This window comes from Staphylococcus lugdunensis, assembly GCF_002901705.1.
GTDB classification, from domain to species: domain Bacteria; phylum Bacillota; class Bacilli; order Staphylococcales; family Staphylococcaceae; genus Staphylococcus; species Staphylococcus lugdunensis.
Map to the genome: position 1 here is coordinate 781,864 of NZ_PPPV01000016.1, position 16,609 is coordinate 798,472.

16 protein-coding genes are annotated in these 16,609 nt (G+C 35.0%); 7 read left to right on the forward strand and 9 right to left on the reverse strand.

The window, feature by feature from the left end; genetic code table 11:
* Positions 1–121: 121 nt before the first annotated feature.
* From CD041_RS10445 to CD041_RS10475, 7 genes are read right to left on the reverse strand one after another with little or no spacing between them, the layout of a single operon-like run.
* The gene (locus tag CD041_RS10445; RefSeq protein ID WP_002460887.1) at positions 122–886 is read right to left on the reverse strand and encodes a DeoR/GlpR family DNA-binding transcription regulator; all 765 of its coding nucleotides are present in this window, start codon (positions 884–886) and stop codon (positions 122–124) included.
* Entirely contained in the window at positions 879–2,219 is a 1,341-nt protein-coding gene (locus tag CD041_RS10450; RefSeq protein ID WP_002460888.1) for an MATE family efflux transporter, read from the reverse strand. Before CD041_RS10450 ends, CD041_RS10445 begins: the two co-directional genes overlap by 8 nt.
* Positions 2,203–3,063 carry a metallophosphoesterase family protein gene (locus tag CD041_RS10455; RefSeq protein WP_070648073.1) on the reverse strand — a complete coding sequence of 287 codons (861 nt, stop codon included), beginning with the start codon at positions 3,061–3,063 and terminating at the stop codon, positions 2,203–2,205. Before CD041_RS10455 ends, CD041_RS10450 begins: the two co-directional genes overlap by 17 nt.
* A 13-nt stretch (positions 3,064–3,076) precedes the next feature.
* Positions 3,077–3,973 carry a carbohydrate ABC transporter permease gene (locus tag CD041_RS10460; protein WP_002460890.1) on the reverse strand — a complete coding sequence of 299 codons (897 nt, stop codon included), beginning with the start codon at positions 3,971–3,973 and terminating at the stop codon, positions 3,077–3,079.
* A gap of 13 nt (positions 3,974–3,986) precedes the next feature.
* Positions 3,987–5,678, reverse strand: coding sequence for an extracellular solute-binding protein (locus tag CD041_RS10465; protein WP_002491962.1), 1,692 nt, complete (start codon positions 5,676–5,678; stop codon positions 3,987–3,989).
* A 10-nt stretch (positions 5,679–5,688) separates the two neighbouring features.
* The gene (locus CD041_RS10470; protein WP_002479125.1) at positions 5,689–6,657 is read right to left on the reverse strand and encodes an ABC transporter permease; all 969 of its coding nucleotides are present in this window, start codon (positions 6,655–6,657) and stop codon (positions 5,689–5,691) included.
* 27 nt (positions 6,658–6,684) lie between these two features.
* Positions 6,685–7,803: an ABC transporter ATP-binding protein gene (locus tag CD041_RS10475; protein ID WP_070648072.1), complete on the reverse strand. Its 1,119-nt coding sequence runs from the start codon at positions 7,801–7,803 to the stop codon at positions 6,685–6,687.
* A 468-nt stretch (positions 7,804–8,271) separates the two neighbouring features.
* On the opposite strand from CD041_RS10475, the gene CD041_RS10480 reads away from it, so the two are divergent.
* A complete protein-coding gene (locus CD041_RS10480) occupies positions 8,272–9,204 on the forward strand; it encodes a ketopantoate reductase family protein (RefSeq protein ID WP_062078326.1) in 933 nt (310 codons plus the stop codon).
* A 57-nt stretch (positions 9,205–9,261) separates the two neighbouring features.
* On the opposite strand, the gene CD041_RS10485 is transcribed toward CD041_RS10480, so the two are convergent.
* A complete protein-coding gene (locus CD041_RS10485) occupies positions 9,262–9,462 on the reverse strand; it encodes a hypothetical protein (RefSeq protein WP_080606656.1) in 201 nt (66 codons plus the stop codon).
* 238 nt (positions 9,463–9,700) lie between these two features.
* On the opposite strand from CD041_RS10485, the gene CD041_RS10490 reads away from it, so the two are divergent.
* The 6 genes from CD041_RS10490 to CD041_RS10515 all read left to right on the forward strand — a co-directional run bounded on the left by CD041_RS10490 (position 9,701) and on the right by CD041_RS10515 (position 14,660).
* Entirely contained in the window at positions 9,701–10,153 is a 453-nt protein-coding gene (locus CD041_RS10490) for a MarR family winged helix-turn-helix transcriptional regulator (RefSeq protein WP_002479128.1), read from the forward strand.
* 17 nt (positions 10,154–10,170) lie between these two features.
* Complete coding sequence (locus CD041_RS10495; RefSeq protein WP_070648071.1) at positions 10,171–10,677, forward strand: GNAT family N-acetyltransferase; 507 nt, start codon at positions 10,171–10,173, stop codon at positions 10,675–10,677.
* Positions 10,678–10,690: 13 nt separating this feature from the next.
* Complete coding sequence (locus CD041_RS10500) at positions 10,691–11,299, forward strand: FMN-binding negative transcriptional regulator (protein ID WP_070648070.1); 609 nt, start codon at positions 10,691–10,693, stop codon at positions 11,297–11,299.
* Positions 11,300–11,661: 362 nt separating this feature from the next.
* A complete protein-coding gene (locus CD041_RS10505; RefSeq protein ID WP_070648069.1) occupies positions 11,662–12,654 on the forward strand; it encodes an ABC transporter substrate-binding protein in 993 nt (330 codons plus the stop codon).
* A 15-nt stretch (positions 12,655–12,669) separates the two neighbouring features.
* Positions 12,670–13,665 (forward strand): FecCD family ABC transporter permease, encoded by a 996-nt coding sequence (locus CD041_RS10510; protein WP_002460907.1) that lies wholly within the window; start codon positions 12,670–12,672, stop codon positions 13,663–13,665.
* Positions 13,662–14,660: a FecCD family ABC transporter permease gene (locus tag CD041_RS10515; protein WP_103284521.1), complete on the forward strand. Its 999-nt coding sequence runs from the start codon at positions 13,662–13,664 to the stop codon at positions 14,658–14,660. The genes CD041_RS10510 and CD041_RS10515 overlap by 4 nt, the downstream gene beginning before the upstream one ends.
* A gap of 386 nt (positions 14,661–15,046) precedes the next feature.
* On the opposite strand, the gene CD041_RS10520 is transcribed toward CD041_RS10515, so the two are convergent.
* Positions 15,047–16,540: a glucosaminidase domain-containing protein gene (locus tag CD041_RS10520; RefSeq protein WP_070648068.1), complete on the reverse strand. Its 1,494-nt coding sequence runs from the start codon at positions 16,538–16,540 to the stop codon at positions 15,047–15,049.
* Positions 16,541–16,609: the final 69 nt, after the last annotated feature.

The window sequence follows — 16,609 nt, forward strand, 5'->3', positions numbered from 1 at the left end:
CAATACCCCTTTAAGTCCTATTTTTTATTTTAGTATCGCCCTATCTGTGTAAAAAATGCTTGATACCTAGTTTTTCAATCCAGATAGAACATAAAATACCCTATCCACAATGCACTAAAGCTTAAACTTGTAACCAGTGGTTGTTGTCAAATTCAACATGATCTGGCTTAGCATAATCCGTAATCATATAATCTATTGCTTTAAAATCATTAATGACAAAAGATGCGTTATTATCACGTTTAGTACTATCTGCAACCAAGAAGGTTTCACTACTCTTCTGAAGCATCATGTTACTCACTAAAGCCTCTTCTAAATCATATTCATAAATTTGAGATGTATCAAAAGCGCCACAAGATAAAAATGCTTTATCAAATTTAAATTGTTGTAATACTTGATTTGTTAATGAACCACGTACAACATCTTGCTCTGTGTTGGATATTCCTGGAAGCATAATAATCTCTGCTTCGATGCGTTGTTCCTCAACTGCTTTATTTAATTCCATAACAGTCATAAATGAATTTGTAACAAACGTACAATTTGATAGATGATTTAAATACTTGGGAATACGGCCTATCGTTGTTCCTCCATCTAGCACGATAATTTCTGCATTATTAATAAACTGAGCTGCTCGCATTGCTAAACGCTCTTTAACTTGCGCTTGCTTTTCCCATTTATTTGTATAAGACTGCTCTTTATTCAAATAGTTATATTTGACCGCACCACCATGTATTCTTGTCACTTTTTTATCTTCTTCAAGTGTTTCTAAATCTTTTCTAATGGTCTCGGGTGTAACTTCAAAATATAATGCTAAATCGCTCACAAATACCTTTCCATGCGTAGCAATTCGCTCACAAATCACTTCAAGTCTCGATTTCTTTTTATACATGCAAATGAACTCCTATCTGTGCTAGTTTCATTTTCCAGTGTCCCTTATCCCATCTTCGAATGATTAATATAAAGCGCACACCTTCTTCAAAAATATTTATTAATATAATACCAATATATCCCCAGCCTAAGACAAATGCTGTAAGATAAGATAGCGGAATTAACAAACACCAAGTCGTTATGACATTCACGCATACTGGATAGCGAACATCTCCAGCGACGTTAAGTATATCGACAATAAAGTTATTAATCGCTCTTATAGGCTCCAGTGCAATAAACAACATTAAATACGATAATGTTAAATGATACACACTGTCATCACCTGAGATATAGCGCCCCAGACTATAGAACACACCAACAACCGCAACCATAATGACTGCTGAACGCAACACATTGATGGCTAAACCCTTGTATACACTACGATGTAATACATTGAATTTCCTGCGCGCAATTAATTTCCCTAAATATATTTGACTAGCTAGGCTATATGCCATCGCAACGCAAAATGATACATTGCTAATAGCGACTGTTAGTGATTTAGCTGCCAGAACTTCGGTTCCTAACACCGCAATAAAGGCCGTCGTAATCGTCTGTGCAAAGTTATAAGAAATTTGTTCACCAGCACCTGGTAAACCCAGTAAAATTACTTTTTTAGTCATGAACATATTTAACTTTAAAAACTTTGCCTGTGGTTTATATTTTTTAATTAAATAATAGCCTCCATATAGCAATCCCAACAATCGACTCATCAGTGTGGCAACAGCTACAGCTAAAATAGGGTTACCTACATAATCTGTAAAGACAAACAAGATGCAACAACTTAATATGATATTGATGATATTAATACCTACTGTGATTTTAGCTGCAATGTTAGCCATATATAAAATTCTTAATATCGTGCTGACCAGCATCTGAGCTGTTGTAATAGCAAAACCAAGTAGTAAGATCACGCCAAATTGATACGTTAGTTCAAAAATGTCTTGTGAAACCTGCATAAGCATCAAAATCCAGCGATAACAAATAAGTGCAGTAATCCCAAGTAACGCTGAAAGCACTAAATTCAATGTCAGGCTATGATATAGTTCCGATTTAATCGCTGTCATATCCCGTTCCTTTTGATGTACTAAGCGAATAGAAACACCCACATGGACAATCGTAATCACAAAAGTCAACAGTGTTAGTATTTGGGTACTTATCCCTGATACTGCAATCGCTTTGGTATCATAAGCACTCAGCATAATCACGTCAGCTTGACCCATCAACATCATAAACAGTTGCTCTATTAAAATAGGAACATATATCTTTTGAAAACGAGATTTAGAAACACTGGTCATATTCTACAATCTTTGTTTCATATGGTTTGTTTGGTGATAATTCAATTAGACGCGCGCCCCTAGTAATATCACCATAGCAATGAAATCCGCTGATGCGACCATAATTTAAATGAATGCCATAATGATTGAAGCTAAAATCATTGTCATGATCATGACCACAAAACATGCCTTCAATATTGCCAGAATGCAACATTTGTGCGAAAAGTCCTGAGTTCATTGTTGGACAACCTATCTCCTCATTAAAAATACCGTGATACAATTTAGTTTGTGAAATGGCTTGATATTCTGGTATAGGAATATGCGTAAACAACAAGTTATGCTTAGGCATGATTTGATCTTGTTGCTCATAATAGCGTTCTACTTCAGCAATCCATGCCACATGGTCTGGGTGAATATAAGCATATTGACCAATAGCAGTTGTGCTATAATCTCCGCCATCAATAACGTAAAGCAAATGTGATAACTGGTCATTGTCATATACTTCTAACACATATGCTTCTTTATCATTAACAATCTTCGAATGCTTCTTACATGCATAGTTGTTTGCAAGCTCGGCTTCAATTTGTCTTAAATCACTGCGACTTAAATGATTTTCTGTATCGTGATTACCAAATGTCGTCGCAATGCTAGTGTCAAATTGATTTAAAAAGTCAATCAGATTTCGGTATACCTTTTCAGAATCCATTACACCTTGAGACCATATTTGATCACCCGTAAACATACATAAGTCTGGCTGATATGTGGTAATGAGTTGTTCAAGCAATTGATACGTCTGTTGATCTTTGTCATTATTTTTCGGACTTAAATGTAAATCTGTAAATTGCATGATTTTGAATTTTGACATTGTCTATACTCCTTTATTCTTTGGTCGAACCGATATTAACACCTTTAACAAAGTGTTTTTGGACAAACGGGAAAAGTAACAGTACAGGAATAATTAGCAACACAATCATTGCCATTTGTAGTGAGTCCCCTGTAATCGTAATGCGCTCAATCATTTGATATGCACCTGACTTTTGTTTCAACGCATTGGCGATAGAATCCTGGCTCGTCAACATATCTTGTAAGACGGTTGCCAATGGCTTTAACTGCGGATTTCTAACAAAGAATGCACCTGTAAACCAATCATTCCACTGACTTACCGCATTAAAGAGTGTAATTGTCGCAATAACAGGTTTACTCATCGGCAAGATGATTTTCCAAAATATTTGCCAATCATTACAGCCATCTATACGTGCCGCTTCAATCACACTAATTGGTATTTGATTGAAGAACGTACGCATGATTAAAATGTTATACACGCTGTATAGCGATGGAATAATATAAACCCAAAATGTATCTGTCAGGCTTAGTTGATTCAATAAGATATATAATGGCACTACACCTGCACTGAATAACATCGTAAAGACTAAGAAAAAAGAAATTGTTCTTCTAAACGGTAGCGACTTAATCGTTAATGCATATGCAGCCATAGCGGTTAATATAACGCTAAGCACTGTACCAATAATCGTTTTAGCCAAACTAATAAACAACGCATTCAAAATGGTTCCTTGTTTAAATATTTCCTTAAAATTATCTAATGAGAACTGACGCGGCCAAAAAGTAATACCACCCTTTTGTGCATCAGCCCCACTATTGAAAGCTAATGCAATAATATTAATCATCGGCAACAGAATTGATAATGCAAGGGTAATAATAATCACCCAGGAAATACTGCGAATAATAATACTGCTCCAATCTCGCTTGATTTTCATTCATTGTCATCCTTTAGAATCGTATTTTTTCGCCATTTTTTATTTTCTTTTCAATCATTTTTTCAAATTCTGGGAGACCAGCTTGGTCTAATTTCTTTTTCGCATCTGCTAAAATACGTTCAGACTCTTTGTCAGTTTTAGCATAATACGCGCGTTTTAAAGATTCATCGTATTCATCCAAGGCTATTTCCAATTCTTCACCTTTATCAAATTTTGGTAAGAAGGATTTAACTGTTAAACCATCAATAACTTTTGCATGCTTTAATTTTTCATCATAATGCCATGATTCGGCCATTTTCTCTGGATTTGTTTTACCTTGTTTTTTTCGAGCATTGTCGCCATACTCTCTTTCACCAAAATCATCTAGATTATCTACATCGGTAAGTCCTAAGTGGTCAGCCCAGTATGAACCTGCACCACGGAAACCTCTTTTTTTCGCTTGATCTGGATGTTCATCTATTTCTTTTAACACTTCTTTTTTCACAACAGGATTGCCTTTTTTGTCTAAATTATAATCGCGTCCCTTAATACCATATTCACCTAATAATTTCCCTTCACGACTGGCTAAGAAATCCGCTAACTTCACTACATCTTCAGGGTGTTTTGTACTTTTAGGAATTGACCAACCGCCATATCCTGATTTATAAGACATTTCCATTTGGTACTTTCCTTTAACCGTGTTTAAAGGCCCTAGCGGAATGTATTTCATACTTTGGTTTTCAGTCACGTAATTGTGCAAATCTGACACAATGCCCCATGAACCATTTACAAGCCCTTCTTTAGCTTGGTTTTCAGACATAGTATAAAAGGCTTTATGCATCAATCCTTCATCCATTAATGACTTCACATATTTTACACGTTTCATGCCATAATCTGTATCTGATTCATGTTTCACCTTATCATGATCTATTTGGAACTTTTCATCTGCCCCACCAGTCCATACTAAGTCGTTATAAAAAGCCGTACGATCACTACCACCCCATGCTGTAGGTCCTATAGGTGTAATTTCTTTACCATTGTCATCTTTGAAGTGATGATTTTTAATTTTTTCAGCTAATGCTTTCATGTCTTTTGATGTTTTAATAGAGCTTGGATCTAAATTTAGTTGTTCTGCAATATCTTTACGAATATAAGGACCGCCAACTACTTTTCTGCCTGGATCACCTGGTTTACGGTTAATACCCATATGCACAAAATACGTCCCGTCTAAATCTTTAGGAAACATAATATTGTCACGCGTATCTTTAGGTAAATAATCTTTCTTTAAGTACTTTTTATACACATTTGTATCTTTGAGTAATGGTTTTAAATCTGTTAGTTGCCCTTGTTTCGCAGCTTTATTTAATACTTTCATTTCTGGACGACCACTATTATCTAAATAATACACAATGAAATCTGGTAAATCTCCAGAAGCTAGACCAGAAGTTAGCGCTTCTGTAGAGTCATTTCCCGATGCCGTTTGTAATTCAAGCGTAATACCAGTCTTCTTTTTTAATTCTTTTTCAATTTCTTTATTCATTTCTGGTGACACGTCATTCTTACTTTGAAAGACGAGCCCTTTTAGTTTGCGATCTGCAATCCATGTTTTAGGTTTTCCTTTAGCGTCTGCGCGTCGTTTCTCTTCATCTTCATCTTTGCCACAAGCAGTCACAAATACAAGTAGTAACACCAATAATAAAATACTCAATTTTTTTATATGTTTCATTGTCTTCTCCTTAATATAATGATGTGTTGAATTTTCTATCTGCAAAACGATTCACTACAATGACCAAAATCAAGCCAATCACACCTTGTAACAAACCAATTGCTATTGAATAACTGAAATCCCCTTGCTGAATACCAGTACGAATCACGAAAGTATCCAAAATTTCTGCGTATTTTGCATTACCAGGTGTTTTTAATAAGTAGATTTGATCAAAACCAGCTTTCAAAATATCCCCTAACGATAAGATGAATAAAATAATAATCGTCGGTGTCAACATCGGTAGTGTGATATGAATAATTTGCTGCCAACGATTAGCGCCATCAATTTTAGCTGATTCATAAATTTCAGGATTGATTCCCATTATGGCAGCAAAATAAATGATAGAGTCCCAACCCACGTTCTTCCATAAATAACTTGAAAACATAATTGTATGGAAATATTCAGGATTCATCATAAAGAATGTAGCGCCATTGCCACCAAATTGCTGAATTAATTGATTAATCAATCCACTATCAGGCGCGAGTACTTTTTGAAAAATACCAACAACAACAACCCAAGATAAGAAATGTGGAATATACATGACCCCTTGGAATAAGCCACGGAAGCGTCCTAACTTCTTCGTATGTGAGATTTCATTAAACATAATTGCCAGAGCAATCGGAAATGGCAAAGCGAGTACTAATTTCATTCCACTGATAATTAAGGTATTGATAATAATTTGGTAGCTTTGAGAATCAGAGAAAAATCGCTTGAAATATTTGAAACCTTCCCATTGTCCACCGAAAATCGTCGTATCAAAACGGAATTCTTTAAAAGCTAAGACCAACCCTGCCATTGGAATATAATTGAAAATTAGAAAAAAGAGGAGGCAAGGAAGCAACATAAGATACAATACTTTATGCTGCCAAATACGTTGTAGCAAAGTCACTTTATGCTGCTTAACTGGGTGTGCATGATTGACGTGTAGCGTTTCTTTCACTGTACTTACTCCAATCTGTTTGTTTTGTTATATACTGACTGTTTCTGAATTCATCGCTTGCTGCTGAGGCGTAACTAAGTCACCTGTTTCACGATCAAATAAATGACAGTCTGCTAATTGCATCCCTAAATGAATGGTTTCCCCTGGCTTTAAGTCCATTTGATTATCAGTAGAAACAACGATATGTGTTTCCCCATTCACGCAATGAATTAATTTTGTAGCGCCAATTAGTTCTACTAACGTCACCTGCCAATCTGGCAATTGTAATTCATAGTCTTTTAACGCAGCGCTTTCAGTAGAAAATTGAATATTTTCAGAACGAATACCTAAATTTAAAGCATTATGCTCAAATACTCCCAATACTTGAGCATCAACAACAGGTTGTTGATTGAACAACCAACTTTGATTTTTAATGTCTAACGGAATCATATTCATTGTTGGATTTCCAATAAATGTGGCAACAAACTGATTAATAGGATGATGATAAATCTCTTCAGGCGACCCAACTTGTTGAATCACACCATCCTTTAATAACACAATTTTAGTAGCCATTGTCATCGCTTCTGTTTGATCATGCGTGACATAAATTGTAGTAGCACCCATTTTCTTATGTAGCTTAATAATTTCCGTTCGCATATGCGTTCTTAACTTTGCATCTAAATTAGATAAAGGTTCATCCATTAAAAAGATTTTCGCATCACGGACAATCGCACGGCCAAGTGCTACACGTTGACGTTGACCACCTGAGAGTGCTTTTGGTTTCCTATCTAACAAATGACTAATTTCTAATATTTTCGCTGCATCTTGAATACGTTGATCGTATTCCTTTTTATGAATGCCGCGCATTTTCAATCCAAATGCCAAATTCTTGTACACAGACATATGTGGATATAACGCATAGTTTTGAAACACCATTGCAATACCACGATCTTTAGGTTGAACTTGATTTAATAACTGATCGTCTACATAAATCTCACCTTCACTAATTTCCTCTAATCCAGCAATCATACGTAATGTTGTAGATTTGCCACATCCAGAGGGCCCTACAAAAACAACAAACTCTTGATCATCAACTTCTAGGTTAAAATCTTTAACTGCATAATGATTCCCGTCATAAACTTTGTTCAAATGTTTGAGCGTTATCATATTTTCACTCCTTAAATGATCTTACAGTTAAATTCTAGAATGCTTTTGTTAATTAAATATATTTGTTTGATAAAAAAAGATTAAAGTCCAAATTTTTGATTATAAATTTTCAAAAATATTCATCTTACAAACCATTGAAATAACAGAAAAAATATCTATTTTTAAAACAAAGATTATTCAAAAATATTTACACTAGAATAATAAAATTCACATAACACTAACAAAACATATTGAAAACCCCGTTGACACTCATCAACTTGTGTCCTCACAATTATTTGGAAATAAGACAAACATAGAAAAGCCCTTTCATCTTGACCATCAAAAATAAATAAACTAATCATGATGGACTGGTTTGAACACTTAGATTCAATGTTTGATACTTTTATCCTTAAGTTTATAAATGTTTTTTTAATAATGAATTGGGATATATCACTTGTGAAATAAAAAATAATTAAGGAGTGTCTAATCATGTATAAAATTGCAATCGCGGGCGCAGGTGCCATGGGTGGACGAATTGGCGTTTCCTTAAAACAAGCTGGCTATGATGTCACGTTAATCGATGATTGGCAAGAACACGTCAATTGCATCAATGAAAATGGTATGGAAGTCCAAACAGAGACGGATACTTATACTGTCAATATTCCAGCAGTTCTAACTAAAGATGTATCAGGACAATTTGATTTAATTATCATCTTAACGAAAGCCATGCAATCTGAAAAAATGTTACAGCATTTACAAGAAGCTAATACAATTCACAAAGATACAGCAATACTAAGCATGATGAATGGGTTAGGTCACGAAGAACGCTTGTCTAAATTAGTGCCATTATCTCAAATTTATCTAGCCGTAACGATGTGGACAGCAGGTTTAAGAGGCCCAGGACAGCTACTTTTAGAAGGTGAAGGTGCCATTGATTTACAACGTGCAGATGGCGAAAAAGATTCTCGAACTGAAGTTATATTAAACATGCTCAATACATCTGGCTTAAATGCACAAATCAGTTCTGACGTCTTCAAATCCATTTGGTCTAAAGCAACTTTGAATAGCGTGTTAAATCCTTTATGTACCATTTTAGATAAAACGATTTATGAATTTGGCTGTTATGAAGATGCGCAAGATATGATTACGCCAATTGTTGACGAGATTATATCGGTAGGACAGGCAAAACATATTGACTTAAATCGACAAACGCTCTTAGACAAAATTGAAGCCTCTTATCCAAAAGAAGCACAGGGCCTACATTACCCTTCAATGCATCAAGATTATAATAACGGCCGCTTAACAGAAATCGACTATCTTAATGGTCAAATCGTTGAATATGGTAAAGTATTTAATATTCCTACACCTACAAATGCATTAATCACCCATCTTATTCACCAATTAGAAATGAAAAATCACTAACGATACCTATTCCTTGGCGATTGATTGCAGTCAAATCATTGCAGTTCATAATACAACTCACAATGCTTGTTCATTTCTCTCTGTTGGGGCCCTACCCCAACTTGCTTTGCTTGTAGAATTTCTTGTTGAAATTCTCTCTGTTGGGGCCCCACCCCAACTTGCTTTATCCGTTGGGCTTGGAACATGTTTTAAGCTGTGAACTAAATATTGGCAGTAGTTGACTGGATTGAAAATACGCTTATACCAAGCTTTTTTCAATTCTAGTCAACCTTGCCGGGGCGGGACTACGAATTCATTATGAATACTGTCCCGCTCCCTCTCTGTTGGGGGCCTACCCCAACTTCCTTTGCTTGTGGAATTTCTTGTCGAAATTCTCTCTGTTGGGGCCCCACCCCAGCTTCTTTTGTTAGAAGAAACTGGTTTTGTCGATTTTTTTGTGCTATATTATTGTTGTTATATACTTGCAAATGCAACAATTTTATTAGGAGGTTGTTATGTGGAAGATATTTTAAGAGATATCGGTGTTATTGCCAGAGCACTGGATTCTATTAGCAATATTGAATTTAAAGAAATTGATCTTACTAAAGGGCAGTTTATTTATTTGACTAGAATATGTGAAAATCCTGGAATTATCCAAGAAAAATTAGCTGAAATGTTAAAAATTGATCGCACTACGGCTTCTAGAGCTATTAAAAATCTCGAAAAAAATCATATGATTGTAAAGAAAAATGATGCTACTAATAAAAAGAACAAATTGCTATTCCCAACCGAAAAGGGTAAATCACTTTATCCATTCATTATTAGAGAAAACAATCATTCAAATGCCGTTGCATTACAAGGTTTTTCCCAGAAAGAAATTACTGATTTATCACTGGCATTAAAAAGAGTAAAACAAAACATATCTGAAGATTGGTCCAAAGTAAAAAAGGGTTACAAAAGAAAGTATTAGTTAAGGGTGTAATTAAAATGATCAGATCATGTACTATTGATGATGCAGTTCAATTACAAAAGATCGCTTATCAAACATTTGATGAAACGTTTAGATTTCAAAATAAAGAAGAGAATATTAATCAATATCTAGCTGAAAATTTCACTCATGATAAAGTCATCGATGAATTAAATAACCCCCATTCCTTTTTTTACTTTATTTATGATGAAGATAAATTGGCAGGATATTTAAAATTAAATATCAAAGATGCCCAAACTGAAACATACAATGACAACGATTTAGAGATTGAGCGTATATATATCTTAAGCACTTTTCAGCATAAAGGGCTAGGAAAAGCATTATTCAATCAAGCGTTAACATTAGCAAATCAACTTTCTTGTAACTCTATTTGGTTAGGTGTGTGGGAAAAAAATGATAACGCCATAACATTTTATAAAAACTTGGGATTTCATGTAATTGATAGCCACATATTTTATATGGGAGACGAAAAACAAACAGATTATATTATGATGATGCATATATAAAGGAGAGAGTATCATGTATATTCCAAAGCACTACCAAATGAAAAATGATAACAATATTAAAAAATTTATGGAAGAACATAACTTTGTCACAATAGTTACCGTTGATGATCATATTCCTATTGCTACACATGTACCCGTAATGATTGAATACAACGAAGACACGATATATTTATCCGGACATTTTGCAAAAGGCAACCCGCAATGGAAGACGATACAAGATAATTCAAATATACTAGTGATCTTTTCAGGTCCTCATAGTTATATTTCTTCAAGTTGGTACGAAGAAGAAGATGTACCAACATGGGATTATCAAAGTGTGCATGCTTATGGCACTGGTGCGCTATTAAACGAAGCTGAATTAACATATGCATTAAAAAGTATGCTTAATAAATATGAAGCGCATCGCGAAAATGGTGCTACTTGGGATAAACTGTCTAATCAAACTTTAAAACAAATTAAAGGTGTCATAGGATTTAAAATCAAAGTAAACCGATTGGAAGCAGCATATAAATTAAGCCAAACTCGAAGTGAAAAGGAAAAAGAAAATATTATTTCTAAACTTAAGCAAAGTAATGACAATGTACAAATTAACTTAGCCGATGAAATTGAAAACTATAAATAGAAGACATTCTATAATAATTTAAACATTTAACATATATTCGTTACCCCTTCAAAATCAGCATTCATAGCTCCATTTTGAAGGGGACATTTTATATCTAATAGCACATAAGCATTTGCTTATTTGACATATTTGACTTTAGACAATCATAAATACTGCTCCAAAATCCCCGTATACTATAATATTAATCAACAATAATTTTTACTACATAAAACTTTAACATTTATATTTTTTTATATCTATATACTAAGTTTAAATTACATATAAATTATAAAATTTTTGTTGACTTAGAAAACCTAATCATAGATACTAATCTTGATAATGATTGTCATTGTCATACATCATGAAGGAGGCTCATTTAGTCAATGAATAAAGTTGTTAACATTATAGTTACTGCACTTGCTTGTATTGTCATTTTAGCAGGATGTAGTGGGAATTCTAATAAATCAACATCAGATCAGTCAGACAAGGACACAATGAAAATTAAACATGCGATGGGAACCACAGAAATTAAAGGTCAACCTAAACGTGTGGTTACATTATATCAAGGTGCCACTGATGTCGCTGTCTCTTTAGGTGTTAAGCCTGTAGGAGCTGTTGAATCATGGACACAAAAACCAAAATACAATTATTTAAAAAAGGCGTTAAAAGACACAACGATTGTTGGACAAGAACCTACGCCTAATTTAGAAGAAATTTCTAAACTAAAACCAGATTTGATTGTCGCTTCCAAAGTTCGAAATGAAAAGGTTTATGATCAATTATCTAAAATTGCGCCAACCATTTCGACTGATAATGTCTTTAAGTTTAAAGATACTACAAAGTTAATGGGTAAGGCTTTAGGAAAAGAACGTAAAGCAGATAAATTACTTAAAAAATATGATGATAAAGTCGCAGCATTTAAAAAGGATGCTGAGGCAAAATATAAAGACGCTTGGCCATTGTCTGCTTCAGTAGTCAACTTCCGTGCAGATCATGCTAGAATATATGCTGGTGGTTACGCTGGTGAAATATTAAGTGATTTAGGATTTAAACGAAATAAAGCTTTACAAAAAGAAGTAGATAAAGGAAAAGACATTATTCAGCTAACATCAAAAGAAAGTATTCCATTAATGAAAGCGGACCATATCTTTGTGGTTCAGTCTGATCCTACCGCAAAAGATGCAGGGTTAGTTAAGAAAACAGAAGATGAATGGACGTCAAGTAAAGAATGGAAACATTTAACTGCAGTTAAAAATAACCAAGTATCAACCGACTTAGACGAAATCACTTGGAATTTAGCTGGTGGTTATCAATCTTCGTTAAAACTCATCGATGATTTATATGACAAACTCAATATTGATAAACAATCAAAGTAACTAAGGAGTTATTCAATGCTACTTAAACCAAAATATCAAATCGCACTTGCTGGTTTCTGCCTTGTTATTGTAGCTATCTCTAGTTTGATGATTGGAAACACGCTTGTATCACCTATGACGTTGATACAAGCGTTATTCAACTTTGATAGCGCGAATGAGCTACACCACATTGTTACTGGAACACGAACCTCTAGAACAATCATTGCATTGCTTACTGGTGCTGCACTAGCCATAGCAGGTTTGTTGATGCAAGCACTCACACGTAACCCTATTGCCTCTCCAGGATTATTTGGTGTAAATGCGGGTGCAGTATTTTTTGTTATCTTGAGCATTACTTTTTTCCAGATTCAATCATTTAAAGTAATTATCGTTATTGCATTTCTAGGTGCCATTATTGTAACCATATTAGTTGTCACATTAGGAATGTTTAGACAGACTCAATTCTCACCACAACGTGTAATTCTAGCCGGTGCTGCAATATCTATGTTATTTACAGCGTTCACACAAGGCATTTTAATCATGAATGAAACAGATTTACAAGGCCTATTATTTTGGTTAAGTGGTTCTGTATCATTACGTAATATTTGGGATATGACATGGATTATTCCACTCATTTTAATACTTATACTTATCGCATTCAGTATGGGTGCGCATATTAATATCTTGATGACAAGTGACGATATCGCTACTGGTTTAGGACAAAATATTAGAGTAGTAAAATGGCTCATTATACTACTGATTAGTATGTTAGCAAGTATTTCCGTTGCTGTGGCTGGTTCAATTGCATTTATTGGCTTAATCGTCCCCAACATAAGTAAAAGACTATTGCCACCAAATTATAAATACCTCATACCATTTAATGCACTTGCTGGCGCGAATTTAATGCTCTTATCGGATATGATTGCACGAGTAATTATCCAACCGCTTGAACTACCCATCGGTGTTGTAACCGCTATAATGGGTGCAAGTGTATTAATTTATCTTATGCAGAAAGGACCACATCGCTTATGACAGAAAGGATTAAAAAGAAAGACTTTTATTACCTTATCATTGCGCTTATTTTCTTAATAGTAATTTCAGTTATTAGCATGATGGCTGGTTCCAGTTATATTTCTTTGCAACGCATTGTCATGTATTTTTTCAATCCAGCTGATAGTATTGATCAGTTTACGATAGAGGTATTGCGCTTGCCGCGAATCATATTAGCCATTTTAGCTGGTATGGCTCTCGGTATAAGTGGTTTAATACTGCAAAATGTGCTAAAGAATCCTATTGCCTCACCCGATATTATCGGCATTACAGGAGGTGCGAGCTTAGGAGCAGTCATATTTATTAACTTTTTTAATCAAATAAGTATACAGGTGCTCCCACTATTCGCAGTGACTGGAGGGATGATTGCAATGCTGGTTCTACTCATCTTTCAAAAGCACGGCCAAATTAAGCCAACAACATTAATTATTATTGGCATTTCTATGCAAACGCTCTGCATAGCATTAGTACAAGGCTTGCTTATAACGACCAAGCAACTATCAGCTGCTAAAGCTTACACATGGTTAGTGGGAAGTCTCTATGGCGCAACATTTAAAGATAGTATTGTTCTAGGTAGTGTCCTTATTGCGATTGTTCCACTGCTTCTGGTAATCATTCCTAAAATGAAAATATCCGCATTAACTGACCCTTTAGCTATTGGTTTAGGTTTACATGTACAGCGCATGAAACTAATGCAAATACTAATAGCTACGATATTAGTATCCATAGCCATTAGTCTAGTGGGAAATATTAGCTTCGTTGGATTAATTGCCCCACACATTGCTAAGACAATCGTTAAAGGCAGTTACGCTAGCAAATTGTTGATGTCAGGAATGTTAGGTGCCATCTCAATAGTCATTGCCGATTTAATTGGACGTACCTTATTCCTTCCAAAAGAAGTTCCAGCCGATATATTTATAGCCGCTTTTGGTGCGCCATTCTTTATATATTTATTACTAACTGTTAAAAAATTATAAAAAAGTAGTCAACCTTCAGACATACCGCACGCTAAATTATAACTAAATGCATCGCCATGCATAGGTGTGTAACTTATCTATAACTGCAAAGTATTTTGGCAAGACTTATGAAGAAACAAGACAGGCTGAAACTGTCCTCTAAGAAAGCGAGCCAACAATACGAAGCATTGTACTAAACCAAAGTACAACTTTTGGGGTTCAGTACAATTTTTAATCCAACTTTTGGGGTGCACATCACATTGAATAAAAAAGAAGCACTCAGATGAGTTGAATTTAATTCATCTGAGTGTTATTTTTCTGAGATGTATGTCCCAGCCTGTTCTTTTTCAATGACTCGTGTCCCAAGATGATACTTTATAGCACAACACTTGCATTCACAATGCTTCTTAAGGTTGAATATATTGTAATGTCTCAGCTTGATTAGCATTGATTTTACGATATGAAATCACACCTAAGCCTTTGACATTGCTTTCTGAGATAATAATTGAACCATCGCTGTTTACTTTTTCGACAAACGCAACATGTCCATAATAGCGATCCGCATTAAGCTGCCCTGGTTTAAACGATACCGCTGTATGTTCTGATGGATGATTTGACACTTGATAGCCTTTATCACGAGCACGCACAGCCCAGTCTCCGCCATTACCCATTGATCCATCTACATAAAGATTAAATTGTTGCAAACGATTATAGACATACCAGGTACACTGCCCTTGTGGGTAAAAGTTTTTAGACTGACTGTCCATTTCTTTAAACGGCTTATAGTCACCTTGATTATCATCGTAAGACTTATTGAAAAATGCTTCATCTAAAATAGGCATTTCTTCTCCATCCAGTTCCGTTAGACGATATTGTTTAATAATACTATTTAACTTTTTATCGTAATCAGGATCCGTTGAATACGTACCTACTAAACTTTTTGTAGCATCTTCATATGTCATGCCAGGTGTCTTCCAACTACCTTGATAAATATTGTTATTCCCGTTGATACCATAACGAATTAACTTAGCATAGTCTTCTAATGCTGCTTTAGTATCAGGATAATTGCGAAATGCTGCAGTTGTTTGATACATTTTACCTTCAGAATCTGCTTCTAATGTATTGAAGTTTGTAGTTTCTCCTTGATAAGCACCTTTCACGCCAAATAAATTGTTATGTGGCGCACTTGCAAGCGCACTATTACCAGAATCAGATTCTAATATGGCTTGTGCAATCATTACAGAAGCATACAAATGTTCCTTTTGTGCAACATGATGTGCATCTTCAGCAATGTTTTGTATAAATTCACGCGTGTCACTACTCTGAGCAACTTCATACTGTGTTTCAGCTTTATCATCAGTATCTGGCGCTTGCTGCAATATCGCTGTATCGCGATAACCATTTGTAGATGAATCTCCCTGCTTCGTCACAACTTGCGCTGCTCTCCTTTGAGATGACTCATTTTCACTCGTCTGAGGATTGTTAACTTGCTGATGTTGTGCCTTAGACGTCGTTAACTGCTTAGATTGTACATCGTTCGATTCTTCATCATGTTGCATACGTTGAATCAATGTTTCATCATCATGCTGAGATGCAACTGTTGACGTCTCATTAGGTGGTAATAAAGTTACTTTAGGTGGCTTATGCTGATTGACGCGTTGATGCGAGGCAACCACTTTAGGCAATGGTACTTCTTCTTCAATATCATTGATTGGTACTTCCGTTGATTCAATGTGCTTGTCTTTTGGGCTAAGATACGCATCCTCATCTTGCTTATGTACCTTTTTATTTTTATGTTGATGCACTTGCGTATCCATCGCATAGGAACTTAGTGGCGTACTTATCAATTGCGACAATGCAGTGACGGTAATTACACAAAATATTAATTTATTTCTGCTCACTTATTTACCTCCATCAATTCTCTATTCCCCAGTGCTGATTGCATGAATAAATTTCAAAGCAATCTGATT

Excerpts from the sequence above, each read along its gene's own strand:
- CD041_RS10445 (WP_002460887.1), bottom strand. The coding sequence starts at position 886 with ATGTATAAAAAGAAATCGAGACTTGAAGTGATTTGTGAGCGAATTGCT.
- CD041_RS10450 (WP_002460888.1), bottom strand. The coding sequence starts at position 2,219 with ATGACCAGTGTTTCTAAATCTCGTTTTCAAAAGATATATGTTCCTATT.
- CD041_RS10455 (WP_070648073.1), bottom strand. The coding sequence starts at position 3,063 with ATGTCAAAATTCAAAATCATGCAATTTACAGATTTACATTTAAGTCCG.
- CD041_RS10460 (WP_002460890.1), bottom strand. The coding sequence starts at position 3,973 with ATGAAAATCAAGCGAGATTGGAGCAGTATTATTATTCGCAGTATTTCC.
- CD041_RS10465 (WP_002491962.1), bottom strand. The coding sequence starts at position 5,678 with ATGAAACATATAAAAAAATTGAGTATTTTATTATTGGTGTTACTACTT.
- CD041_RS10475 (WP_070648072.1), bottom strand. The coding sequence starts at position 7,803 with ATGATAACGCTCAAACATTTGAACAAAGTTTATGACGGGAATCATTAT.
- CD041_RS10480 (WP_062078326.1), top strand. The coding sequence starts at position 8,272 with ATGTATAAAATTGCAATCGCGGGCGCAGGTGCCATGGGTGGACGAATT.
- CD041_RS10495 (WP_070648071.1), top strand. The coding sequence starts at position 10,171 with ATGATCAGATCATGTACTATTGATGATGCAGTTCAATTACAAAAGATC.
- CD041_RS10500 (WP_070648070.1), top strand. The coding sequence starts at position 10,691 with ATGTATATTCCAAAGCACTACCAAATGAAAAATGATAACAATATTAAA.
- CD041_RS10505 (WP_070648069.1), top strand. The coding sequence starts at position 11,662 with ATGAATAAAGTTGTTAACATTATAGTTACTGCACTTGCTTGTATTGTC.
- CD041_RS10510 (WP_002460907.1), top strand. The coding sequence starts at position 12,670 with ATGCTACTTAAACCAAAATATCAAATCGCACTTGCTGGTTTCTGCCTT.
- CD041_RS10515 (WP_103284521.1), top strand. The coding sequence starts at position 13,662 with ATGACAGAAAGGATTAAAAAGAAAGACTTTTATTACCTTATCATTGCG.